General features: G+C 70.4%; 20 protein-coding genes, 1 tRNA gene and 1 other RNA gene. 7 read left to right on the top strand and 15 right to left on the bottom strand.

Annotation, left to right across the window (positions count from 1 at the left end):
- Window positions 1–5: 5 nt before the first annotated feature.
- From D3273_RS01025 to ssrS, 11 genes are all read right to left on the bottom strand, one after another.
- Window positions 6–905, bottom strand: a complete 900-nt coding sequence (locus tag D3273_RS01025) for a PP2C family protein-serine/threonine phosphatase (RefSeq protein ID WP_129222727.1) — start codon at window positions 903–905, stop codon at window positions 6–8.
- On the bottom strand, window positions 902–3,253 hold the full coding sequence (locus D3273_RS01030; RefSeq protein ID WP_129222728.1) for a serine/threonine-protein kinase: 2,352 nt from the start codon (window positions 3,251–3,253) through the stop codon (window positions 902–904). The genes D3273_RS01025 and D3273_RS01030 overlap by 4 nt, the downstream gene beginning before the upstream one ends.
- Window positions 3,254–3,295: 42 nt before the next feature.
- The gene (locus D3273_RS01035) at window positions 3,296–4,468 is read right to left on the bottom strand and encodes a hypothetical protein (RefSeq protein WP_129222729.1); all 1,173 of its coding nucleotides are present in this window, start codon (window positions 4,466–4,468) and stop codon (window positions 3,296–3,298) included.
- Window positions 4,469–4,472: 4 nt separating this feature from the next.
- Window positions 4,473–5,909 carry a hypothetical protein gene (locus D3273_RS01040; RefSeq protein ID WP_129222730.1) on the bottom strand — a complete coding sequence of 479 codons (1,437 nt, stop codon included), beginning with the start codon at window positions 5,907–5,909 and terminating at the stop codon, window positions 4,473–4,475.
- 1 nt (window position 5,910) lies between these two features.
- Window positions 5,911–6,597 (bottom strand): FHA domain-containing protein, encoded by a 687-nt coding sequence (locus D3273_RS01045; protein WP_129222731.1) that lies wholly within the window; start codon window positions 6,595–6,597, stop codon window positions 5,911–5,913.
- Window positions 6,594–7,859: a VWA domain-containing protein gene (locus tag D3273_RS01050; protein WP_129222732.1), complete on the bottom strand. Its 1,266-nt coding sequence runs from the start codon at window positions 7,857–7,859 to the stop codon at window positions 6,594–6,596. Before D3273_RS01050 ends, D3273_RS01045 begins: the two co-directional genes overlap by 4 nt.
- A gap of 36 nt (window positions 7,860–7,895) precedes the next feature.
- Window positions 7,896–9,089: a toxic anion resistance protein gene (locus D3273_RS01055; RefSeq protein WP_342634254.1), complete on the bottom strand. Its 1,194-nt coding sequence runs from the start codon at window positions 9,087–9,089 to the stop codon at window positions 7,896–7,898.
- Window positions 9,062–10,132 (bottom strand): phosphate ABC transporter substrate-binding protein PstS, encoded by a 1,071-nt coding sequence (pstS, locus tag D3273_RS01060; protein ID WP_129222734.1) that lies wholly within the window; start codon window positions 10,130–10,132, stop codon window positions 9,062–9,064. Before pstS ends, D3273_RS01055 begins: the two co-directional genes overlap by 28 nt.
- Window positions 10,133–10,159: 27 nt before the next feature.
- Window positions 10,160–11,005, bottom strand: coding sequence for a TIGR00282 family metallophosphoesterase (locus D3273_RS01065; RefSeq protein WP_129222735.1), 846 nt, complete (start codon window positions 11,003–11,005; stop codon window positions 10,160–10,162).
- A 3-nt stretch (window positions 11,006–11,008) separates the two neighbouring features.
- Complete coding sequence (locus D3273_RS01070; protein WP_245500917.1) at window positions 11,009–11,590, bottom strand: 5-formyltetrahydrofolate cyclo-ligase; 582 nt, start codon at window positions 11,588–11,590, stop codon at window positions 11,009–11,011.
- Between the two features lie 27 nt (window positions 11,591–11,617).
- Window positions 11,618–11,770, bottom strand: a non-coding RNA gene (ssrS, locus tag D3273_RS01075) — 6S RNA.
- 199 nt (window positions 11,771–11,969) lie between these two features.
- On the opposite strand from ssrS, the gene D3273_RS01080 reads away from it, so the two are divergent.
- Window positions 11,970–12,485 carry an RNA pyrophosphohydrolase gene (locus D3273_RS01080; RefSeq protein WP_129222736.1) on the top strand — a complete coding sequence of 172 codons (516 nt, stop codon included), beginning with the start codon at window positions 11,970–11,972 and terminating at the stop codon, window positions 12,483–12,485.
- A 79-nt stretch (window positions 12,486–12,564) separates the two neighbouring features.
- Here D3273_RS01080 and msrA read toward each other — a convergent pair whose 3' ends face one another.
- Complete coding sequence (gene msrA, locus D3273_RS01085) at window positions 12,565–13,221, bottom strand: peptide-methionine (S)-S-oxide reductase MsrA (RefSeq protein ID WP_129222737.1); 657 nt, start codon at window positions 13,219–13,221, stop codon at window positions 12,565–12,567.
- 59 nt (window positions 13,222–13,280) lie between these two features.
- Window positions 13,281–13,595 carry a hypothetical protein gene (locus D3273_RS01090; RefSeq protein ID WP_129222738.1) on the bottom strand — a complete coding sequence of 105 codons (315 nt, stop codon included), beginning with the start codon at window positions 13,593–13,595 and terminating at the stop codon, window positions 13,281–13,283.
- A gap of 205 nt (window positions 13,596–13,800) precedes the next feature.
- On the opposite strand from D3273_RS01090, the gene D3273_RS01095 reads away from it, so the two are divergent.
- The 3 genes from D3273_RS01095 (at window position 13,801) to D3273_RS01105 (ending at window position 16,952) form a co-directional block, all read left to right on the top strand.
- Window positions 13,801–13,890 (top strand) — tRNA-Ser (locus D3273_RS01095).
- 613 nt (window positions 13,891–14,503) lie between these two features.
- Window positions 14,504–14,719, top strand: a complete 216-nt coding sequence (locus tag D3273_RS01100) for a helix-turn-helix domain-containing protein (RefSeq protein ID WP_129222739.1) — start codon at window positions 14,504–14,506, stop codon at window positions 14,717–14,719.
- 196 nt (window positions 14,720–14,915) lie between these two features.
- Window positions 14,916–16,952, top strand: a complete 2,037-nt coding sequence (locus tag D3273_RS01105; protein WP_129222740.1) for a hypothetical protein — start codon at window positions 14,916–14,918, stop codon at window positions 16,950–16,952.
- Between the two features lie 411 nt (window positions 16,953–17,363).
- Here D3273_RS01105 and D3273_RS01110 read toward each other — a convergent pair whose 3' ends face one another.
- Window positions 17,364–18,560, bottom strand: a complete 1,197-nt coding sequence (locus D3273_RS01110; RefSeq protein WP_129222741.1) for a rolling circle replication-associated protein — start codon at window positions 18,558–18,560, stop codon at window positions 17,364–17,366.
- Between the two features lie 185 nt (window positions 18,561–18,745).
- Complete coding sequence (locus tag D3273_RS01115; RefSeq protein WP_129222742.1) at window positions 18,746–19,012, bottom strand: hypothetical protein; 267 nt, start codon at window positions 19,010–19,012, stop codon at window positions 18,746–18,748.
- 200 nt (window positions 19,013–19,212) lie between these two features.
- Between D3273_RS01115 and D3273_RS28035 the strand changes: the two genes are divergently transcribed.
- From D3273_RS28035 to D3273_RS01125, 3 genes are all read left to right on the top strand, one after another.
- Window positions 19,213–19,350 (top strand): hypothetical protein, encoded by a 138-nt coding sequence (locus tag D3273_RS28035; protein ID WP_165359330.1) that lies wholly within the window; start codon window positions 19,213–19,215, stop codon window positions 19,348–19,350.
- 894 nt (window positions 19,351–20,244) lie between these two features.
- Window positions 20,245–20,550 carry a DUF2958 domain-containing protein gene (locus D3273_RS01120; protein ID WP_428977747.1) on the top strand — a complete coding sequence of 102 codons (306 nt, stop codon included), beginning with the start codon at window positions 20,245–20,247 and terminating at the stop codon, window positions 20,548–20,550.
- Between the two features lie 490 nt (window positions 20,551–21,040).
- Window positions 21,041–21,466: a DUF4279 domain-containing protein gene (locus tag D3273_RS01125; protein ID WP_129222744.1), complete on the top strand. Its 426-nt coding sequence runs from the start codon at window positions 21,041–21,043 to the stop codon at window positions 21,464–21,466.
- Window positions 21,467–21,570: the final 104 nt, after the last annotated feature.

The following is a 21,570-nucleotide window of genomic DNA, read 5'->3' on the forward strand; positions in this document are numbered from 1 at the left end:
GTCGCTCAGGTCTTCAAGAGCGCCACCGTGATGTTGTCCCGCCCGCCCATGCCGTTGGCCTCGGCGACGAGGCGGCGACAGGCCAGCGCCGCGTCGGCGCCGCCCCCGGCCGCATCGGCGTAGGCTTCGCCGAGTCCGCCCGCCGCGTCGTGGTAGTTCCACAGCCCGTCCGTGCAGAGCAGCAGCGCGGCCCCGGCGGGCAGTGCCGCCGTCGATGCGTGGACCTCGATGTCGTCGGGCGGCATGCCCAGGCATTGGGTGATGGCGTGGGCGCGCGGGTCCCGCGCCGCGGCCTCGCGGCTCATCGTGCCGCGCGCCACCGCGTCCCAGGCCCAGGAATCGTCGCGGGTCAGCAGCGTGTCCGCGGCGCCGTCGACGCGGTAGGCGCGGCTGTCCCCCACCCAGGCCAGGCCGGCCACGCCGTCCCGCACCACCGCGAGCGCGATGGTGGTTTCGGGCGGGTCGAGGTCGGGGTCTTCGCCGAGCCGCGGCACGTCCAGCACGGCGCGGGCCGCCGCCTCGACGCAGGCGCGGGCCTCGCCCGACACCGACACCGTGTTCCCCGGCCCCGCGGCGAACCGCTCCAGGGCCGCCGCGACCGCGGCCGCGGAAGCGCCCTCGGCGTTGTCGGCCGACGACACGCCGTCGGCGACGCAGAGCAGCACGGCGCCGTCGGGCCGGCGCGCCACGGCGCCGGCGTCCTGGTTGAGGGGGTGGCGCCGGCCGCGGTCGCTCGCCATGGCGAGGGCGGCGTCGATGGATTCCTCGCAACCGGCGGCCGGCGGCCCCGCCGGCACCGCCGACAGGGCCGCGACGGCCAGCGAAGCCCCGCAGTTCTCGCAGAACCGCGCCGCCGGGTCGGGGACGGGTTCCCCGCAGGCGGCGCACGACGCGGGGGGCCTCACAGCAGCGTCACCGGGCGGACCGCGTGGGCGAGGTCCACCAGCCGCGCCTTCTCGGAGCGGGACGCCGCGCGCCGGCCGGCCTGGAGGTAGGCCGCCTCGGCGCCGAAGCGCAGGGCGCTCGCCGTCATGGGCCGGCCCAGCAGCTCGACGTCGCGCCGTTCCGCCGCCGTCCCCCGGCCCACCGCTTCCAGGGCGGCGGCGAAGAGGCGGGCCGTCAGGAGGTGCATCTCGGCCGTGTCGGCCCGGATGCCCTCGATCACCCCGGCGGCCCGCACGAGGCGCGCCTCGTCGACCGCGGATCCCGCGCCGATCAGCAGACCGGCGAGCTCGGTGCGCGCCGCCACCGACAGGCTGTGGGTCGCCGGCACGGCGGACAGAGCCGCGGCGGCCCCGTCGCGGCGGCCGGCGCGGCCTTCGCAGCGGGCGAGGCCGAAGCAGGCCGACGCGTAGGACGGGTCCGTCGCCACGATGCGGCGGTACAGCGCCGCCGCGTCGGCGTCCCGCCCGCCGGTCTCGGCGGCGAACGCCATGGCGAGCTTCGGGGCGAGTTCGCCCGGCATCTCGAAATACACCCTGTCGAAGGCCGTGAAGGCGCGGTCGGCGCGCCCGGCCGCGAGGTGGACCAGCCCGGCATACCAGTAGGCCCGCCACTCGAACGCGTTGGCGGCGAGGGCCGTGTCGAGCTGCGCGATGGCGCTGTCGCCGCTCCCGGCGGCGATCAGCGCTTCGGCGAGGCGGAGCCTGGCCTCGGCCGAGTTCGGGCGCTTGCGGGCCAGCGCCCGCAGCCCCTCGATGCGCCGCGCCGGATCCAGCACGGCGGCGAGGCTGAGGATGTCGGCGGCGCCGGGGTCGCCGGTGTCGAGCCGCAGCGCGGGCAGCAGGCGGGCGAGGGGCGCCGCGGCGCCGGCGCGGTCGCCGCCGTCGACCAGGCCGTCGCCGAAGAAGACGCGGCTTTCGGCCGGCCGCGGGCCAGAGCGCAACGCCACGGTTTCGCGCAGGATGCCGAAGAGCTGGCCTTCCATCTCCTCGGCGGTCTGGAAGCGCTGGTCGGGGTCGTCGTGGGTGGCGCGGATCAGGAACCGGTACAGCGGGTCGTTGGCGGCGAGCAGTGGCTCGGCGTCGGGCGTCGGCAGGGCGTGGACGTAGTCGGCGCGCATGCGGCGCGTGGTCGTGACGGCGCCGGTGGCCGGATCGGCGTCCTTCTGGACGCGGTACAGGAAGTCCATCAGCAGCACCGCCAGCGTCCGGCCGACGGTGTAGAGGTCGGACACGGGCGTCGGCTCGTCCGACGCTTCCTTGGCCGAATAGCCGTCCGTGCCGAAAACCGCGCCGTCCGGGTCGCCGACCCGCCGCACGGCGCCCATGTCGATGAGCTTCACGTCGTCGCTCTCGATCATCAGGTTGCCGGGCTTGAAGTCGCAGTACACGAAGCCCTGCGCATGGAGGTAACCGAAGGCCGGCAGGATGCCGAGGATGTAGGCCATGGCCTCCTCGGGCGGCAGCGGGCCGCGCTCCTCGCGGATCGCTTCGACGGTGCGGCCCCCCACGTATTCCAGCACCATGAAGGCTTCGCCGTTCTGGCTCACGACGTCGTAGATGCCGACGATGCGGCCGTGCTTCACGGCGGCGAGGAACTGCCGCTCCGCCAGCGCCGCCGCGACCGCCTCGGGGTCCTTCGAGTTCAGGAGGCCCTTCAGCACCACCCAGCGCGACAGCACGGCGTCCCAGCCGAGGTAGACCCACCCCATGCCGCCGAACGCGATGGCGCCCTTGACCTCGTATTTGCCGGCCACGACGTCGCCGGGCTTCAGCTTGGGTTCGAAGTCGTAGGCCTCGGAGCATTGCGGGCAGAAGCCCTTCACCCGGTTGACGCGCGCGTCGCAATGCGGGCAGCGCCGCTTGCCGAGCGACACCTCCGGCCGGGCGATGACGAGCGCCAGCGGGTCCTGGCTGGGCTGCGGCGGCAGCGACACCAGCCCGCCGCCGAGCGACTGCCGCCGGCTCGTGGTCCCGCGAGACTGCCGGCGGCTGGCCCGGCTGCCCCGGGTATGCCCGACCCCGTGGCCCATGGCGCCCGTGCGCGCCGCCGTGCCGGTGGTGCGCGACACGGTGGCTCCGCTCCAGCCGCCCGCTGCCAGGGGGCTTGCGGCGGGTGCCGGCGCCTGAGACCAGGGGCCCGTCGGCACCGCGGCGCCGGGCGCGGCGGTGGCGGCCGCCGCCACCGCGACGGCCCCCGCGAGAGCGCCGGCCTCGGCCGGCCGGCCGCAGGTTGAGCAGACGCCCTCGTCGATCTCGCCGCCGCAGACGCGGCCCCCGGCGTCGACGCGGGCGCAGGTCAGGGCCGCCATGGTGCTCTCCTCATGCGCCTTCCCCCCGCGGGCTCGGCCGCTTCACGTCGCGCGCTTCGCCGCGATGAACCCGGCGTCGCCGTTCGCCAGCAACGCCCGCGCACGCCCGGCATCGAAGGGCTCGGCGTCGAGCGCCGCCGCGACCGCGACGGGATCGAAGGGCGGCGGCGTGCCGCGCGCGGCCTCGGCCTTGGCCAGCAGCGCGCGGAAGCGCCCGCGCAGGTCGTCGCGCTCGCGGGAACGCGCCGCGATGCCGTCCGCCTCGGCCTGCGCGGCGCGCCGCGCTTCGGCGCAGGCCGCCCGCCAGCGCCCCAGCCCCACGGCGGCGGCGCCCGCCCCGGCCGCCGCCAGGGCGGCGAGCCGGTCGAGCCAGGCGGCGAGGTCTTGGAGCCCGGCGGCGAAGTCTTGGGGCCCGCCAGCGAAGTCCTGGGCCCCGGCGGCGTCGGCTGAGGGCCCGATGTCCAGCCCCGCCGCGCCCCGCCGCGCCGCGTCACGGCGCGCGACCGCCAGCTCGAGCGCGACGAGGTCGGCGCGTGCGAGCGCGACCTCGCCGGCCAGGGCGGCGCGATGCCGCTCCAAAGCTTCCGCCTCGGCCCGGACGACCGCGAGGGCGGCGGGCAGCGGAGCCAGCAGGGCGGCGGCGCCCAGCGGGTCGCGGTCGAGCGCGCGCGCGGCGGCGTCGAGCCGCGCCGCCATCGGCTGTCCTCGCGCGGCGGGCTCGGCCCGCAGGCCGTCGAGCTTGATGCAGTTCGCCGTGACGGCGGCGGCGATCGCGGCCGCGCCGCGCCGCGCCGCTTCGAAGCCCTCCACCATGGCGTCGAGCATGGCCGAGGGCGTGACGGCGGCGCTGCGCTCGGCGCTGTCGAGCAGCCCGCGCGCGCGCAACGGCACCGACACGGCCGGCAGGCGGATTGACGGGCCGTCGAGCAGCGCCGCGGCGTCGCCGTCGCGGGGCTGGCCGAAGAGCGGGCGGCGCGCCAGGGCGGCGGCCTCGTCCACGGTGCGCGCCACCAGGAGGTAGTCGGCCCACAGCCCGTCGAGCGAGGCGGCGACCCGCCGGGCCTGGGCCAGCGTGGCGCCCTCGAAGGCGTCCAGGCCGGCGAGGCGCGCGCGGAGGTGCCGAACGTCGTCGCTGTCGTTGAGGTCGGCGAGGTTGCGGGCCGCCACGGCGAGGCGGTCCCGCCACATCTCCACGGCGCGGCGCGCGGGCTCCACGCGGTCAGAACCGGTAATCGTCGAGGCGGCGGCCGATGCCGAACCCCGCCGCCGCGACCGCCAGCACGAAACCGGCCGCCAGCAGGGCCCCGAGCGGGGCGTCGTCGCGCTCCGCGGAAGCGATCGAGGCTGCGAAGGCGCGCTGGTTGATGGCCAGCACCGCACCGAGCGCGGCGTCGAAACGCATGAAGGCCGTCTGCGCCCCGGACGGCACCGCACTGGACTTGACCGAGACCGCCCCGGGGCCGTCCCCCCGCTGTCGCGCGGCGCCCAGGGCCCGGTCGGCCTGCAGCACGGTCCCCCAGGCCCGGACCGCCGCGGTGGCGGCCGCGTCTTCGCCGGGAAAGGTCGTGTTGGCGAGCTCGTCCCCGAGATAGCCGCCGGGGCTCCGCCCGGCCTTGGCGGACCGGATCGCCACCTCCCCGTCGATGGGGAGCAGGCGGGCCGCGAGGGCGTCGACGGTGTCCCGCTGACGTCGCGCGCGGGCGGTATCCCCTTCGGCCAGCAGCGCGAAGCTTTCGGCCGCATCGGCGTCGGCGGCCAGCGCCCGGGCGGTCGACAGCGCGTAGACCGAGTCGAAGGCGTCGACCTTGGCGGTGCGCAGGTCCCCCTGCGCGGCGAGCAGGCGAAGGGCGACGACGGCGGAGGCGGAGGCGACAACCAGCGTCGCACCGGCGAGCCCCGGGTTCACCAAGCGCCGCGCCGTCCGGGCGATGTCGACCTGCGCGGCGGCGAGCGGCGCCAGCAGGAGCAGCGTGGCGACCGTCAACCAGGCCAGCGGCGTCCCTCGCAGGTAGTCTCCATAGGCCGCGGCGAGATGATCGGCGTTGACGCGCTCCAGCGTGGCGGCAGCGGGCAGCACGGTCCAGTGCATGAGGTCGTCGGCCGCGAAGGCGAGGCTCCGGCGGGCGTCGCCCGCGCTGGCGATGGACCGCCCCACGGCCTGTTCGTAGTCGCCGAGCCCCTGCAGCACCGTGCCGATGGGGCCGCGCTCCTCGTCGCCGTAGGTGATGTTGGCGGCGGCATCGACCAGGGCGGCCCGCACCGCCCGGAGCCGCCGCCTCATGGACGACAGGATCGCGCCGTCCGAGCCCTCGTCCGACAGCATCGCCAGGGCGTAGTCGGCGTTGGCGGCGGCGAGACCGGTGCGGACCGCTTCGGCGGAGGACACCGAGGGCGCCGTGTCGTAGCCGACCGTGCGGACGATGGAGGCCGTCGCGTTCAGCCCGTGGAAGCCCGCCGCGAGCCACAGGAGCGCCAGGACCACGACAGCGGCGCGGGCAGCGCGCAGCCGCGCCTGGAACGGCGAGCGGTAGTCCCCGGGCGCCGCCCCGCCCCGCCACGGCCGCGCCGCCGCGGCGACCGCCCCCGCGCCGCGCGCGAGGCCGGCCCGAAAGGTCGCGACCGTGAGGCCCGGGGGGACGGAGGCGGGCAGGGACATCTCAGCGCGCTTCCAGCTTCAGCACCGTCCAGGCGCCGAGCGCCAGCACGTCGCCCACCTTCAACGGCGCTTCGACGCCCTCGATGAGGGGAGCGCCGTTGAGCAGCGTCCCGTTCGACGAGCCGACGTCGAGGCCGTAGAGGCTCCCGTCCGGCCGCCGGCAGACCTTGAGGTGCCGGGCCGACACCGACGGATCGGCGACGGGGACCTCGGGGTGGAGGTCGCGGCGGCCGTTCCGGCGGCCGACGAGGTTCTCGACCAGGTCGAGCGGATAAGCGCGGTCGGGCTCGGGCGGAACGGCGGGGTCGAGCCGGGCGGGGTCGCGGCTCACCACGATCCACATGTTGCCCGCGGCCGCACCGGCGAAAACGGGCAGCGGAGGTGATGGCGCGGCCCCTGTCGGCGGTGGCGGTGGCGCGGCCGATGGCGCCGCCGCGGCGAGCGGCGGGCCGGCCGACGGCAGAGCGGGGGACGGCGCCGACGAGAAATCGTGCCGGCACACCTCGCAGAAGCGGGCGCCGGGCACCCGCGGCGTGCCGCAGTCGGGGCAAGGCTGCGGCGGCGGAGCCGCGGCCGGGGGCGTGGTGGGCGGGACCGTCGACGCGGGCGGGGCGATGCGCAGCCCGCATTCCGAGCAGAAGTCCGGGTCGTCCGACAGGTGCCCGCGCGGGCAGACGGCGTCGCTCATGCGCCCGGCCGGCGGCGCACCGTGCGGGTGCCGCCCATCTCGAGTTCAAGCGCCTCGGCCTTGCCGGCGCCGCGCTTCAGCCGCACCGTCCCCGCCGTGGCGTCGACCACGTCCACCACCTTGTTGAGGCGCCGCGTGACGTCCTCGTTGCCCGACGCGGCGGCGATGCGGGCCGCCCGGCCGAGCAGGCGGGTCGCCTCGGCGTCGTTGCCGCGGTCCCGCGCTTCCAGGCCGTCGCGGATGGAGGCGGCGATCTCGGCCTGGCCGGTGTAGTGGGCGACCTCGGGGTTCAGCCGCGCCGTCAGCCCCGCATCCTCGCTCCAGGTGGCGACGACGGGCGCGCCCGCGGCCTTGCCCTCGCCCGCGCCGGCGTCCCACAGCACCGTGGGCCGGCACACCAGCATGTCCTCGCCGACGCCGCCGTCGCCGACCTGGAACACCGCGTGGTAGTCGCGCGTCTCGCGGCCCCAGGCGCCGAGGTTCCACAGGGTCGATCGGGCGTCCGCCGGCGCGCCCAGCGCCGTGATGTCGATGTCGTCCGGGTTCATCTGATGCAGCGACACGAGGCGCGCCGAAGCCGGCTGCCACAAGCGCAGCATCACCTTGCCGGTGGCCTTGGACAGGGCGCGCGCCAGGCAGGCGCGGAAGTCCGCCTCGAGATTCGCGGGCTCCGGCACCGCATCGGCGGTGCCGAGCAGCACGGACGAGATGCGGCGCAGCTCGTCCGGCTCCCAATCGGTGCCGACGCCGCGGCAGTCGACACCGATCCGGCCGCGGCAGGCTTCCACGGCGCGGCGGAGGTCCTCGCGGTCGTCGACGTCGTTCTGCCCGTCGGTGAGGAAATAGCCGTAGGGGATCGCGTCCGGTGCCTTCTCCAGCTCGCGGCGCAGCGCCGAAAGCCCCTTCGACATGAAGGTGGCGCCGTTGGCCGCGATGGCCTGCACGGCGCGGTGCGCGGCGGCGCGGTTGGCGTCCGTCGCTTCGCACAGCGGCACCACGACCTGCGACGCCGTGCCGAAGGTGACGACGGTGAACAGCGCGTCGCGCGGCAGGAGGTCGATGCAGCGCCGCGCCGCGTGGCGGGCCGCCTCGATCTTGCCCTGCAAGTTCATGGAGCTCGAGTTGTCGAGCACGATGCCGACGGCGCGCCGCGCCGCCGCGGCCCCGGCGTCCCCGTCCGCCGTCACGGTGAGGATGGCGTCGAGCCGCCGCACGCCGGGCGCGAGGTGCGGGTTGAAGAAGCTGTCCAGCCTGAACTGCATGATCCCCTGCCCCCCGGCCCGCCCGACCCTTCCGGATCAGGCCGAACGCTCGGATTGGACGGCCCGCTCGCCGGCCGCGGCGAGCCCGTCCACGTAACGCTTCTTCGTGCCTTCCAGTGCCAGTTGGGCCTGCGCCCGCTCGGCGCGGTTCCGGGCGTCGATGGCGGCGCCCTTGTCGACCATGCCGATGATGCGGTCGGCGATCTCGCCCAGCGCCGCCACCTCGCCGAGCGAGCCGCCCTCGCTGTCCTTGGCGCGGAGATAGGCGCTTTCCAGCGCGTCGATCCCGGCCATGTTCATCTGCTGCGCCAGGCGGCGGCGCGCGTCGCTGGCCTTGGACGCGTCCGCGATGCCCTTCAGCGCCGCGATGCGCAGGATGGCGGACTTCAGCCGCGGCAGGTCGAACAGCAGCGTGTCGAGGATGTTGCGGTATTCGATGCGCCCGGCCGTCTGGGCCGTGCGGGTCTGCGGCACGGACAGCATGGCGTCGCCCATCGCCATGGACAGGCGCAGCAGCCGCGCCTCGAAGCCGTTGATCTGCTCGCCGAAGTCGCGCACGGCGGCCAGCGCGGCGGGATCGCGGCTTTGCAGCGCGTCGCGCCGCTCGCGGGCGAAGCGGGCGCGCTCGCGGTCGAGCACGATCTGGCCGGCCGCCACCTGCACCTCCAGCTCGCGCAGCGACCGCAGGTTCTCGGCCACGAGCTTGTCCAGGCGGCTGTCCATCGCGGCGAGCCGGCCCATCTCGATGCGGCCGCGCTTCTCGATGTCGGAGAACTGGTCGACCACCATCCGGTAGTCGGCGCGGAAGCGCGTGAAGGCCGACACGTACCTCCCCACCATCGGCAGCTCGCCCGCCACCCGCATCAGCGCGGTGCCGCGCCCTTCGGCCTCGCGCTTCAGGCCCGGGATGTTCAGGGCCTTCACGCCGGTGGCGAGTTCGGCCAGCAGGCGGCCCGACACGCCGGCGTCCGCCGTGCGGATGCCGTCGAGAAGCTCGTCGAGGAAGGCGTTGGCGCGGGTCTGCGTGTCGGCGCCGAAACCGTTGATGGCGGCGCCGTCGAGCGCGGGCAGGTCGGCGGCGACGCGCTCGGCCAGGGCGCGGTCGTTGGGCGACAGCCGCGCGAGGTCGAGCCGCTGCTCGGCGCCCCAGCCGGCGGCGAGGTCGGGGACGGCGGAAACGGCCGCTCGGGGATCGGCGGGGCTCAGGGCGACGCTCCGGGCGGGGGGGATGTCACGTCCGGCGGGGCCAGCGCGCGGCCTTGCAGGTCCTGCACGCCCAGCAGCGCGCGGCGCGCCTCGGCCTCGGCCCGGGCGGGGATGGGGACGAAGCCGAGGTCCTCGGCGGCGGGGCCACCGGAGCGGAACGCCCAGCCGAAGAACTTCAGGACCGTCCAGGCCGCCAGATCGTCCTTGTTGGACTTCCGCATCAACACGTAGGTGGCCGACACGATGGGCCAGCTCGCGCCGCCCGGTCGAGCCTGCAGCGACGGCGTCAGCCCGTGCGACCAGTCCCCAGCGGCAGCCGCCGCCGCGATGGAGGCCAGGGTCGGCTGCACGACGCGGCCGTCGGCATTGATGAGATCGACGTAGACCAGGCGGTTCGCCTGGGCATAGTCGAAGCCGACGTAGCCGATGGCGCCCGGGGTCGCCGCCACGGCGTCCGCCATCCCCTTGCTGCCCTCCACCGCCGTGCCGTTCGGGGGAAGGTCATTCGGATGTTCGGCGAACCAGCCCTGGTCCCGCTTGGAAACGCCGGCCAAGTAGGCGGCGAAGGCCGCGGTGGTCCCCGATCCGTCCGACCGCCGGATCGGCCGGACGGGCAGATGGGGCAGCAGCAGGTGCGGGTTCAATTTCGCGATCGCCGGATCGTCCCAGAAATCGATGCTCCTGAGGCACAGGTCGGCGAGGGTCTGGCCGTCGAGCACGAGGTCACCCGGCCCCACGCCGGGCAGGTCGATCACCGGCACCACGCCGCCCACCAGCGTGGGAAACTGCACGAGCCCGTGGGATGTCAGCTCGGCCTCCCCGAGGGGCTTGTCGCTCGCCCCGAAGGTCACGCCGTTCCCCTCGATCGCCGTCACGCCCGCGCCGGAGCCGATCCCGTCATAGGTGATGGCGTCGCCCGTTTCGGCCGCATAGAGGGCCGCCCAGCGGGCGTAGGCGGGCTGCGGGAAGGTGGCGCCCGCGCCCGTCGCGCTCACGGCGGCGGCAGGGCCGGCGCCGAGGAGCCCGGCGGCGGCTAGCGTGACGGCGAGGAGGCGGGGCGGGACCACGGGCCGGAGGCTACAACGATCCCCCGATCAACGCCAGATGGCACCCTCCTCCCCTTCCCAGAAGTCCGGCACCGCCCGCGACAGCAGCCCGCCGACCCGCACGGGCGCGATCCTGACGGCGAGCCCCGTTCGGTCGTCCGTCTCGACCGCGACGCCGCAGAGCGTGGCGGGGCCGTCGGCGGGCTCGTAGCGGCTGCCCGGCGTGCGCTGGATGAAGCGGCGGATGGGCTCCTCCTTGGCGACGCCGATGACGCTGTCGTAGTCGCCCGTCATGCCGGCGTCGGTCAGGTAGGCGGTGCCGTTGGGCAGAACGCGGTGGTCGGCGGTCGGGATGTGGGTATGGGTGCCGACGACCAGCGAGGCGCGGCCGTCGAGCACGTGGCCGATGGCCACCTTCTCGCTCGTCGCCTCGGCGTGGACGTCGACCACCACGGCGTCGCAGGCCACGCCCAGCGGGCAGGCCTCGATCTCGCGCTCCAGCCCGGCGAAGGGGTCGTCGAGCGGGTCCATGAAGACGCGGCCCATGACGTTGAGCACCAGGGCGCGGCGGCCGTCGTGGAGGTCGACCAGCGCGGCGCCGCGGCCCGGGGTGCCGGGCGGGAAGTTCAGCGGGCGGACGAGGCGCGGCTGGCGGTCGATGAAGACCAGGGCCTCGCGCTGGTCGAAGGCGTGGTTGCCGAGCGTCACGGCGTCGGCGCCGGCGTCGAGGATCTCGTCGCAGATCTTCTCCGTGATGCCCTTGCCGCCGGCGGCGTTCTCGCCGTTGACCACCACGAGGTCGAGCCGCCAGCGGGCGCGCAGGTTCGGCAGCTCGGCCGCGATTGCGGCGCGGCCGGAGCGGCCCATCACGTCGCCGACGAAGAGGATGCGCAAGGGTCAGTCTCCGAAGATGGTGAGGCCGCGCTCGGTCAGAACGGCGTCGAGCCGCTCGTCGTGGGGCTCGGTCGGCACGGCCGCGACTTCCTGGACCGCGAAGGCCACCCCCACGGCGAGGACCGGCTTCGCGGCCCGCAACCGGCGCAGCGCGCCGTCGTAATAGCCCGCCCCGTAGCCGAGGCGGAAGCCGCGCCGGTCGAAGGCGGCGAGCGGCACGAACAGCAGGTCGGGGTCGAGGACCGCCGCCGTCGGCTCGGGCTCGGCGGTGCCGAACCGGCCGGGCACGAGCGCGTCGCCCGGCTGCCACGCGCGGAACGGGAGAGCCGCGCCGCGCGGCGGCGTGGCGGGGAGCGAGATGCGGAGGCCCGCCGCCGACAGGGCGTCGAGGAGCGGCAGGACGTCGGGCTCGCCGCGGATCGGCAGGAAGGCGGAAACGACGGGCGACGGGGTTCGCCGCCGGGCGATGTCGAGCCCGGTTTCGGCGAGGCGCGCCGCGAAGGCGGCCCGCACCTCGGGGGCGACGGACGCCCTGCGCGACAGGGAGGCGGCGCGGATCGAAGCCTTGTCGAGGATCATCGTCATGCCCGCCTCGCGACGGCATGGGATGAGTGCGGGGCCGCAGTGGCCGTGGGACATCGATCCCGGGAACCTACAACGTAGGTGGGCGCCGTGTGCTCAAGACCACGGTCGAGAACAGGGACAGCTCCCGTTGGAATCGATAAGGCCCCGGGAATACTTTCCTCACGCACCCCGCAGCTCCGCCCGACCGATGTAGGCCCCCGCCCGCGAAAAATCCAGCCCCGCCGTGGCGCTCGCGGGCCGGCGGGGCCCCGGCGTCGCGAAAGTGTCGCACGTCCACAGGCGGCGAGGCGGCGAAGCCCAAGTTTTCTCTTCTGCTTCCGCGGAAATCGGCGAAATTGGGGGCAGCGAAGAGAAACTCCGACCCTCGGACGTCACCCCCATGTCCCATGCCTCCTACCGGCCCTGCGTCGGCATCGCCCTGTTCAACCCGGACGGGCTCGTGTTCATCGGCCGGCGCCGTTCGAAGCGGGCCATCGACCCCGCCGCCCAAGGCTACGAGTGGCAGATGCCGCAGGGCGGCATCGATTCGGGCGAGATGCCCCGCGCCGCGGCGCTGCGCGAGCTGCGCGAGGAGACCGGCGTGTCGTCGGTGTCCTTCATGGCGGAAGCGCCGCATTGGCTGACCTACGACCTGCCCGCGGACCTGACGCGCCGCAGCTGGAAGGGACGCTACCGCGGCCAGAAGCAGAAATGGTTCGCGTTCCGGTTCGAAGGCGACGAGCGCGAGATCAACATCGACCGGCCCGAGCACGGATTGAAGCCCGAGTTCGACGCGTGGCGCTGGGAGCGGATCGAGCGGCTGCCCGAACTCATCATCCCGTTCAAGCGCCAGGTGTACGAGAGCGTGGTGGAAAGCTTCGGCCCGCTCGGCGCCCACGAGCCGCTCACCGGCTGACGGGAGGGAGCGGGCCTTTCGGAGCCCGCCTCCCGTCCCGGCGCCGGCGGCCCGCCACCGGCGGGTCGCCGTTCCAGCCTCACTCCGCGGCGACGCCGAGGCCCACCGGGCAGGACACGCCCGTGCCGGCGAGGTTGCAATAGCCCCGCGGGTTCCGCTGCAGGTACTGCTGGTGATAGGTTTCGGCGTAGAAGAACTCCGGCGCCGGGCGGATCTCCGTCGTGATCGGGCCCTTGCCGGACGCCTTCAAGGCCCTGTCGTAGCCGGCCTTGGAGGCTTCAGCTTCGGCGAGCTGGGCGGGGCTCGTGGTGTAGATCGTCGAGCGGTAGGTGGTGCCCACGTCGTTGCCCTGGCGCATGCCTTGGGTGGGGTCGTGCTCCTCCCAGAACAGCTTCAACAGCGACGCGTAGCTCACCGCCTTGGGATCGAAGGCCACCATCACGACCTCGGCGTGCCCCGTCCGGCCGGTGCAGGTTTCCTCGTAGGTGGGGTTGGGCGTTTCGCCGCCCTGGTAGCCCACCGCCGTCGTGACGATGCCGTCGCCCAGGCGCCAGAACAGCCGCTCGGCGCCCCAGAAGCATCCCATGCCGAAATAGGCGACCTCGGTTCCGGCCGGATGGGGGCCCTTCAGCGGCGTGTCGAGGACGAGGTGCCGGTCCTGCGTGGGGAGGGGGGTGGAGCGCCCCGGCAGGGCTTCGGCGGCCGTGGGCAGCGTGGACGTCTTGCGAAACAGCATGGGGAATGGTCTCCGAAAGGCTGCGATGCCCCCGATATGGAGATCCGGGCCCGGAAAATTCAGGTTCGGCGCTCCGAAAAGGCGCCGTCTGCCGGCCGGCCGGCGTGGAGCAGCCCCAGGCCGAGCGCGCCCGCCGCGAGGGCGCCCGGCACGGCCAGCAGCCCCGCGACGATGCGCTGCGCCGGCCCGGGCCACCCGGCGGCGACCGCGAGTGCCGCGCCGTAGCGCACCCCGCCGATCGCGGCCGCGCCGTCGCCCAGCGAGGTGAACAGGGGACGCCCGCCCGCGATGGAGCGGCTGCCGTCCACCACCAGCACCGCGAAGGCGGCGGCGAGCAGCACGAAGCCCAGGGCGCGAAAGATGAACCGGAGCATGGACCGCCATCCTGCAGCCGGGCCAGCGCGACCCGCCCCCGAGCACTACACCGCGGCGCCCGGGGGAGCTACGGCAGGCGGGAACGCCGTCGCGAAAGCGCGCCCGGGCTGTTGCCTTCGCGGCGATTCGGGTGATAGACCGCTCTCGGCCCCGCCAACCGGGGGTCCGCCGATCTCGCATCGGCCCGGCGCTCGCGCGTCGGCTGGAGAGGTGGCCGAGTGGTTGAAGGCGCACGCCTGGAAAGTGTGTATACGGGAAACCGTATCGCGGGTTCGAATCCCGCTCTCTCCGCCAGCGATTTCTACTAAGTCTCTGTTTTTGTTGCGCTTTTCGACACCGGTCTGAGCGCTTCCCTAGACCATTCCCTAGCTCTGATGCCGGTTTCTGACGACAGTCAGCGAACGTCGGCGGCATCGAAGGCCGTGTGGGCCATGAGCCGACGCGTGAGATCGGAACAGCGCGACGGGGAAGAGGCGCGGCCCGTGACGCCCGCGGATGGGCCGTGCAAGCGGTGAGCCGAGGCCTCCAGCGCCGCACGGTCCGTATCACCCGTTCGAGCGCACTCCATCCAGGGGCCTCACAGCTCCAACAGGTGCTCGACGATGCGGGTGAGCGCCCTTCGGCATCGCCGGTCGTTGCACGGCCACCCGGCGCTCCGCACACGCCTTCCAGACCGCGATCCGGAAGCTCATTCCACATCGAAAATGCGTGGACATTCCGACCGATATTTTTCTTGGGTTCGAGGGACCACATCGCTCAGGCGAAGTACGCCGCGAAACAAACCCGACGCGCTCTCCGCGGTTGATTAAAAATCCCTACTTCGGCTCTCGGCAAGTGTCGAACACGCGGTCCCCCGGACTCAGGTAGGAGCCGAGCGAACGTCAACGGCTCTCAGCGAGTGAGAGCGATGCGCAACGACAACGAACAGGACACCACGGGCCGAGTGGGTTTGTCCGTGGACGAGGCTTGCCACGTCGCAGGGATTGGCAAGACCAGGATGTATGAGCTGCTCAGGAGCGGCTCGGTGCCCGCCCGCAGGATCGGGCGGCGAATCATCATCCTCCGGTCCGACCTCTTGGCGTGGATGGATGCCCTCCCCCGGTGGGAGCCGGAAGGGACCTGAGGTCCACCAGCCTACCCCACCTACAACGACGCCCACCTCGGTGAAGGTGGGCGCGTGCCGGCCGGGGCCGTATCTTGAAGGCGTGTGGCAACGCTTCAAGTAACGCCTCACCTTCGTCTTCGCAAGCTCGAAGATCTATCGGCTCCGCCGAAGAAGCCCGCTCGCGCCCGCTCGTCGCCATGACTACGAGCCCGACTTGTTCTACTTCAAGGCACCCATTCGGCCCGACGAGCCGGAGTCGCGCGATCCGGCCGAAGTTGAGTTCTGGCGTCGCCTCCTCGATCACGGCCCCGGCCCGATCCCGAAGCCGATCCAGACCGTCGACCAGATCCGTGACGAACTCGCCGAACTCGCCGAGCGCGGGGCGGTGTCCGCTCGCGCCCTCACGCTGTCCGAGGCCGGCTTCCGCCAGGGCGTCCGTGTCGTCGTGGTCCACGATCTCGGTGGCGGAATCGACCGGATCGAGCCCTTCGGGAAGGCCATCCAAGCGCCGCTGGAAGGAGCCGAAGCTGAGCATTTTCGACCCCTCGGCGAGGCTGAAATCGGCCCTGAAAACGTCGACTGTGATCGAAAAGACACAACGGGCGAAGTGCTACCGACTTCGGCGGTGAGTGATGTTGAAATCGTTGGAATTTCGGATGCGGCAGGCTCGCCGTCCGAGGGGGTGATTTCAGTCTCCCGTATTGTTGTTAAGAGCGAGACCCCTCCGCAGCCCCAACAGAAGCTCCAGCGAGCACGCACATCCTCCAAGCCCAATCCCAACTTTATATTTGAGACTGGGCTCATCCCGAAGACCAGGCCCAAGGCCGACTCTAAGTCTAAGGCCAAGGCCACAGCGCGGGCAAAGGCCAGGATCAAGGCCTTGGCGAGGACCAAAGCCAAATCCAAGCCGAAGAGAGAACGGAAACTGACTATATCCCGGGACGAGAGGGCCGAGGCGGAGCTTTGCTTTTTCATGGCGGAAGCGTTGGGTTGCCCGTTTAACATGAAGGCCGATTTGAACCCCGGGCACCTGGACGACCTCAGTGTCGAGGAGCGGATCGCTTTCTGTCTGAAGATCGTGGGCAACCTCCTCGCCTACGCCCGGGGCCGCTGCATAGCCCGCGGCATGCCGTTTTCGTGGTGGCCGCCCGTGTGGGGGTGGGTCCGCGAGTCCGACCCTTGGACCAACCTCAAGGAACACGTGCACCTCGTCTTTTACGCCCCGGAGGACGAGCGGCGGCGCATGGTCAAGCTGATGGAGGAGAAGCGCAAGGCGACCAACCCGAAGGTCAAGAGGTGGTGCCCGAACGCCAAGTTCGCGCGGATCCACCCTTGGGAGCACTGGACCGGCTCGAAGTTCAAGTCGGCCTTCGGCTATTTCGTCAAGATGGCGAACCCCCAAGATTATCACTCCGACTCCACTATCTGGTACAAGAAGAGCGGGTTCATCACCGGCCCCCGGATTAAATTCTCGCCGTTCCTGCTCGACCCCGACCGGGTCGAGGCGCACCGAATCGACGTCCAGGCCTTGACGCAGCTCAGGGACAACGACCGGGTCATCATGCGCCGGAGCGGCTCCGAGCCGGCCAAGAACCCTCGCTCGCTGCTCCGGGCTCAGCGGTCCGCCCCGTCCGATGTCCATGCCGAGATCGTGCCGGTCGATGTCCCCGCCACGCCTGCACCGGCACAGGTTCTCGTCACCGCCGCCGTCGAGCCCGAGCCCATCGAGCCCGCTACCTTTCTAACACCTGGGTCGGCCGGCCCTGTTCATCGTGACGAGACGGAGCACAGCGAGATGGACGTTGTCGAGGTCGAGACCCGGCTGGCCGCGCCGGCTGAGCCCGTGCCGATCCCTCGCGAGCCGGCCGCGGCGATCGTCGAGGTCCCGGTCGAGGCTGATGCCATGGAATTGATCGAGGCCGTCACCCTGGCAGTTCCGGCGGCGATCGATGCTGGCGCCATCCCGGCCGTGATCGTGTCCCCCGACGTCCCGGCAGAGCCAGGACCTACCTCTCCGTCCCACAGGGCCGTGATCGCGTCGCTCGCCGTCCTCGGGCGCTCCGTGGCGCGGAACGTCATGGCCGGTGCAGCCCGGATCGCGTCGAGGCTCGGATCCCGGTCCCCGCCGCCATCGCCCACGACCCCGCCGTCGGCCCTGTGCCGACCCCGCGCACCGTTGTACGACCGGTCGGCCTTCATCGCGGCCGGCGCGTTCTTCGGCGCTCCAGATGTCCAGTCTATCCCGTGGTGATCGCTCGCGCTGTGCCGCCATTCCTCGGCCGCCTTCGAGCCGTGGCACCGGGCGCCTCCCGAGCCCAGCCCCGTCTTCAGTGGTTTTTGGCCTTGGGATTGTGTCTATTTAGCAGAGGGTTACGGGAGTCCCTCCTCCGCTTCTGCGCAGGAGTTCCTCCGTTTTCTGCGCGGGGGTTCCTCCGTTTTCGGCGTCCGAGCCGGGACGGCGAGGCCCGCCCGGATGCCATCCAGTATGACCACCGGCAGGGGTGGGGAAAGGTTCGGGGCGTGCCGACGCGGCGCCGAGGCGTATTCTCGACGGGGCTTATCCGCAGGGGCGGAGCCGGCCCCCCGCGACACCGTCGGCCACGGGAGGTCGGGCGCCGGTGTCGTCGATGTCGGCGCGTGGGGGCGCGGACGGTCGAGACGCTCAGATTTCGAGGAACCTGAGCAACTTCACCGAATCCTTCTTCGGCTTCGGCTGCGGGTTTCCCAGCGCCTTCGCGAAGTCGAGGAACTGCCGCCCGTAGAGTTCGCCCGGCTTCTCGGCGGTCCAGAAGGGGTTGGGCGGCATCCCGTACATCACCTTGAACCAGCGCCACGCTTCCGGCCCGAGCGTCTGGGACCGCCCGAACCGCTGGCCCAGATACTGGCCCTGGTGCGAGTTCTCCTCCAGCCCGAGGTACCGCGCGAGCGGGATCCACGCGCGGCTCCGGCGCCGGCTCCCGCGGATGTGCATCTCCTCCTCGGGGTGGATCCCCTTCATGATGTAGCGCCAGAGATGCCACTGCTCGCCGACGCTCGTGAGCCGCTCGATCTTGACCGTCCTGGTGTCGTCCACCTCGATGGGCACGTCGGCGAAGGGGTTAACGGACGGATCAATGGGCTTGGCCGACATCGACCGCTTAGCCCGCTTCGGCCGCTTAGACGGCTTGGCGGCGGGACAGCGGGGATACATGCCGGTAATGGTGAAGATCGTCTGCGACACCTGCCGTTCGAATTTCTTGAGGGGGACCTCCTTCGGAAGGTGCAGCAGGACGTGCATGTGCAGCCCCCGTCCCTCGCCCCTTTCGACGACCCAGATGTAGTGGAACTCCGCCCCCCTGTACTCCAGCCACTTGCGGAGGAGGACGATCTGCCACTCGACCGCTTCGGCGACCTGTTCATCGGTGGTGAGCTTGACCGAGGTCCAGTTGCAGGTATACCAAATGTTGAAATTCAAGCCCATACAGTGCAGGAGCATCATCGCTTTGTACGCGCGCTGCACCTGATTGATCGTGAGGTAGTTCAGCTCCTGCGGCTCATCCTCGTCGACCTCGAAGTCCAGGTTGCTAAGCCTCCGGAAGGTGGCGTTGATGTTCTCGATCTCGGCCACCTCCCGGCCGTCGACGGTATGGGACCAGTGGGCGTCGCCGAGCTTCTCGTGCATCGAGACGCGCAGCCTCCCAGGCTTCGCGCCACGCCTGTTCTTCACGGGCTCCGGGTCCATCGAGGCGTAAAAGGCCACGCGAGCGCGTTCGTAGGCTTCGTCGTCGAGCTTCTTGCCAAGCGTCCTGAAGGGGTTCGTGGCGACGGGCTCCGGCTCGGCCCTCGCGCCGGCCTCGGCCATTTCCTGGAATCTGTTCATGGGGACCTCCTACCTGAAGGCACCCGGGCTGCGATCTGCTGCCCGGTTCAATGCCTCGTGATGGGAGCTTCACAGAGGGCCGGAGAACTTCACGGCTTTCAGAAAATAAATTTTGAACACGCACAGGTAGAGGTATTTGCTCGGATATTACGACTCTTGCGGGTGATGATGCCCGGCTCTGAAGTTTACCGGCCCGCCCGGAAGCTACCCTCGACGGCGCCGTCCCGAGCGCCGCGGGAGATCCGCTTCATGACCGACACCGCATCATCCCCGCCGCAAAGCACCACCGTCTGGAACGTGTCGGGGTGAACGGCTTGGACGACATCATCGGCGGCCTGCTCCCATCGCGCCGCGTCCTCGACGAGCTTCGACCCCTCTTGCCCGACGCGGTTCGAGGGGTGTTGCCCGTTGCCCGCGCCTTCGTCGCGGTCGACGCTGCGCTCATGGTCCACAGTGAGGCGCTCGTCGCCCTCGACCGGGCGGAGGCGGCCCTCGCCGCCGCTTCGATACCGAAGGGCGAGGCTGGGGCAGGACGGCGGCGGGGTCTCGGGTCGAAGCGGCGGGTCTCCATCGTCCGCCAAGCGCGGGAGATGCGCATAAGTCGGCTGGTGCGGGGCTCGGCTGCCCATCTGCTGTCGGCCCCGGCTCGGGGTTGGACGACATCGCGCTCAAGCTGGCCGTGTTCATCGCGGCGGGCGAAGCAGGGCCTCCCGAGTCCGCCGTGTTACCGTGGTTCAATCTCCGTCGACTTCTCGCCGATGTGGTCGGCCTCGCCGACGTGGAGATCTGACGGAGTTCGAAAGCGGTGGTTTTCATATTTGACCATCAAGCCGCTTTGGAGATCGTATCGCCCGATTCGACGTTCCAAAAACGCCTGCCTCCACCCCGGCACGACTCAACTCAGGCATCTGCTCGGGAAATCACTCATGCGGATAAGCTGGACTTTGAACCCCGAGTTGATTTGCGTCAGAAGCGCCACGACTATAGAATGAAACTTGGGAGATCGGCCCAAACGCTCACGAAATTCGCATCAAGGTTTCCCCGAACCTGAAAACATGAGCTACCTGAGAGGCCTCTCAACGGGGGCTCAAGCCTCCCACAACGGATGCAAGTCTTGTCTAACTCTGGTCCGGCTGCATGCATTTTCCAGGCGACTCGAATCGCCTTTCTCGCTCACAAATCAAGAGATATTTACGCAGAGGGTGAAAGAGATCTTTTAGCGACGCTATCGTACGAAGATATCGTCGGAGCGAGCGACGATGACTGGGACATCGCTGGCATGTTCATCAATCTCCCCGGTCACTCTTATTGCGAGGCATTGTATATATCGCCATATCTATATCGAATAATTAAATATTCTGAAATTTCATCTATATTCAATAGTCATACAAGTAACTATATTTTCTGCGAAGCTGAGTTTAACCGTCTGAATGAGAATTTTATATCGAACCCTCTCGTAAGGATCGTTCGAGATATTTCTATTGTCGATGTTCTCAATAACAAAATTTATCAACCTTCAGTCCCCTGCTCTAAAATACGATACGAGCCTAAGGAATCGCAGGCTCGCCCCTAGCAAGTGAGATGTTGTTATGTCAGATGACTTACCGTCCTGAACATCCGCGATCCGCGATGAATTACACCCTGACGGCGCCATCCCGAGCGCCGCGGGAGCCTCCCCTTCATAATTGACCTCGCCTCACGCTCGGCCGGCGAGGACGTCAATCCTTATCCCTTGGTCGAGCTGTTCACGCCGAACGCGAACGCGACGTGGTTGTTGGCCGAACTCGACCCGGGCGAGCCCGACCGCGCCTTCGGTCTCTCTGACTTGGGCCTGGGACTTCCTGAACTCGGGTATGTCGCCCTGTCGGAATTGCGCGCCATCCGCGGCCCGTTGGGCCTCGCCGTCGAGCGGGACCAGCACTTCATCGCCGACCGCCAGCTTTCGGCCTATGCCGACGTCGCCCACGACCGGCGCCGCATCGAGACGTGATCTCGTCCCCCCTGACGGCGCCCGTTGCGGGACGAGGTGGGCGGGTAACACCCCGCCCCGGCGATGCCGCCCACGCAGCTCCGCATGGGCTTCCACACCCTATCAATGCATCCACGCCCGATGGGCTTTGTCATCATGGCTTCGGGGTGAGTCGGAGGTCGTTCGTCATCCGGGGAGCGCGGGAGTGCCGCTTCGCCAGCCCGGGCGACCCCGCCCATCAAGCCCGCCGCTCGAACACATGCGACCTTCCCAACCGAGGCACCGTCGTTCCATCTGACCGAGCTCGTGCCGCTTCGGGCCGGTTCGTTTTGGATGGTCTATTTAGGAAAGTCTGTTTTGGTTGGTGGGGTCATCAGGCTCATAATAGACTGCTGGAGCGGTTCGCTATGGGCTTACCCCAAGCGAACCGAAACGGAAGAAGCTGCCGCCAAGCGCCGGCATCAGATACACAGGGAGCAGTTGTTGACGCTCCTTCGCTGTGGGATAGAAGATGGGTGAGCTTTTCGAGTCGGTCGCCACGTTGCGATTCTTCGGAGATGAGCTGATCCCAGATCGTCTATCTGAGATGCTTGGGGGGCACCCCACGCTCTCTTCGCGCAAAGGTGACCCGGTCAGACTGGCGGAAAACGGTTCCGAAGTACGAGCACCCACAGGATCGTGGCGCTTAAAAACTGCCCGGCTCCGTCCAGGCGATCTCGATCGCCATGTGATCGAATTATTTCGGCACCTTACAGACGATCTCGAAGTGTGGCGAATGCTTTCTTATCAGTTCAAAGCGGATGTGTTCTTTGGGATCCAGCTCGCAACTTACAACGAGGGAGTTTCACTTTCTCTAGAAAGTTTGCAGGCAGGTAGTTCAAGAGGGCTTACATTCGATTTCGATCTGTATGGATCTGAGGTGCATATTGCTGGATAGGAAAGCGTAGACTGGCACGCTGTGTTTCCAATGACGGCCCGCATCGGTTCGTTTGAGGTGTACTCATAGCGAACCGGTCCAGGTAGCCCATCAGAGTCCACCTC

The sequence above is a fragment of the Lichenibacterium minor genome (genome assembly GCF_004137685.1).
Taxonomy (GTDB): domain Bacteria; phylum Pseudomonadota; class Alphaproteobacteria; order Rhizobiales; family Beijerinckiaceae; genus Lichenihabitans; species Lichenihabitans minor.

Bases quoted from the DNA above. Each gene is read 5' to 3' on its own strand.
- D3273_RS01030 (WP_129222728.1), bottom strand. From the start codon at position 3,253: ATGGCGGCCCTGACCTGCGCCCGCGTCGACGCCGGGGGCCGCGTCTGC.
- D3273_RS01040 (WP_129222730.1), bottom strand. From the start codon at position 5,909: ATGTCCCTGCCCGCCTCCGTCCCCCCGGGCCTCACGGTCGCGACCTTT.
- D3273_RS01045 (WP_129222731.1), bottom strand. From the start codon at position 6,597: ATGAGCGACGCCGTCTGCCCGCGCGGGCACCTGTCGGACGACCCGGAC.
- D3273_RS01050 (WP_129222732.1), bottom strand. From the start codon at position 7,859: ATGCAGTTCAGGCTGGACAGCTTCTTCAACCCGCACCTCGCGCCCGGC.
- D3273_RS01070 (WP_245500917.1), bottom strand. From the start codon at position 11,590: ATGACGATGATCCTCGACAAGGCTTCGATCCGCGCCGCCTCCCTGTCG.
- D3273_RS01080 (WP_129222736.1), top strand. From the start codon at position 11,970: ATGTCCCATGCCTCCTACCGGCCCTGCGTCGGCATCGCCCTGTTCAAC.
- msrA (WP_129222737.1), bottom strand. From the start codon at position 13,221: ATGCTGTTTCGCAAGACGTCCACGCTGCCCACGGCCGCCGAAGCCCTG.
- D3273_RS01090 (WP_129222738.1), bottom strand. From the start codon at position 13,595: ATGCTCCGGTTCATCTTTCGCGCCCTGGGCTTCGTGCTGCTCGCCGCC.
- D3273_RS01100 (WP_129222739.1), top strand. From the start codon at position 14,504: ATGCGCAACGACAACGAACAGGACACCACGGGCCGAGTGGGTTTGTCC.
- D3273_RS01110 (WP_129222741.1), bottom strand. From the start codon at position 18,560: ATGAACAGATTCCAGGAAATGGCCGAGGCCGGCGCGAGGGCCGAGCCG.
- D3273_RS01125 (WP_129222744.1), top strand. From the start codon at position 21,041: ATGGGTGAGCTTTTCGAGTCGGTCGCCACGTTGCGATTCTTCGGAGAT.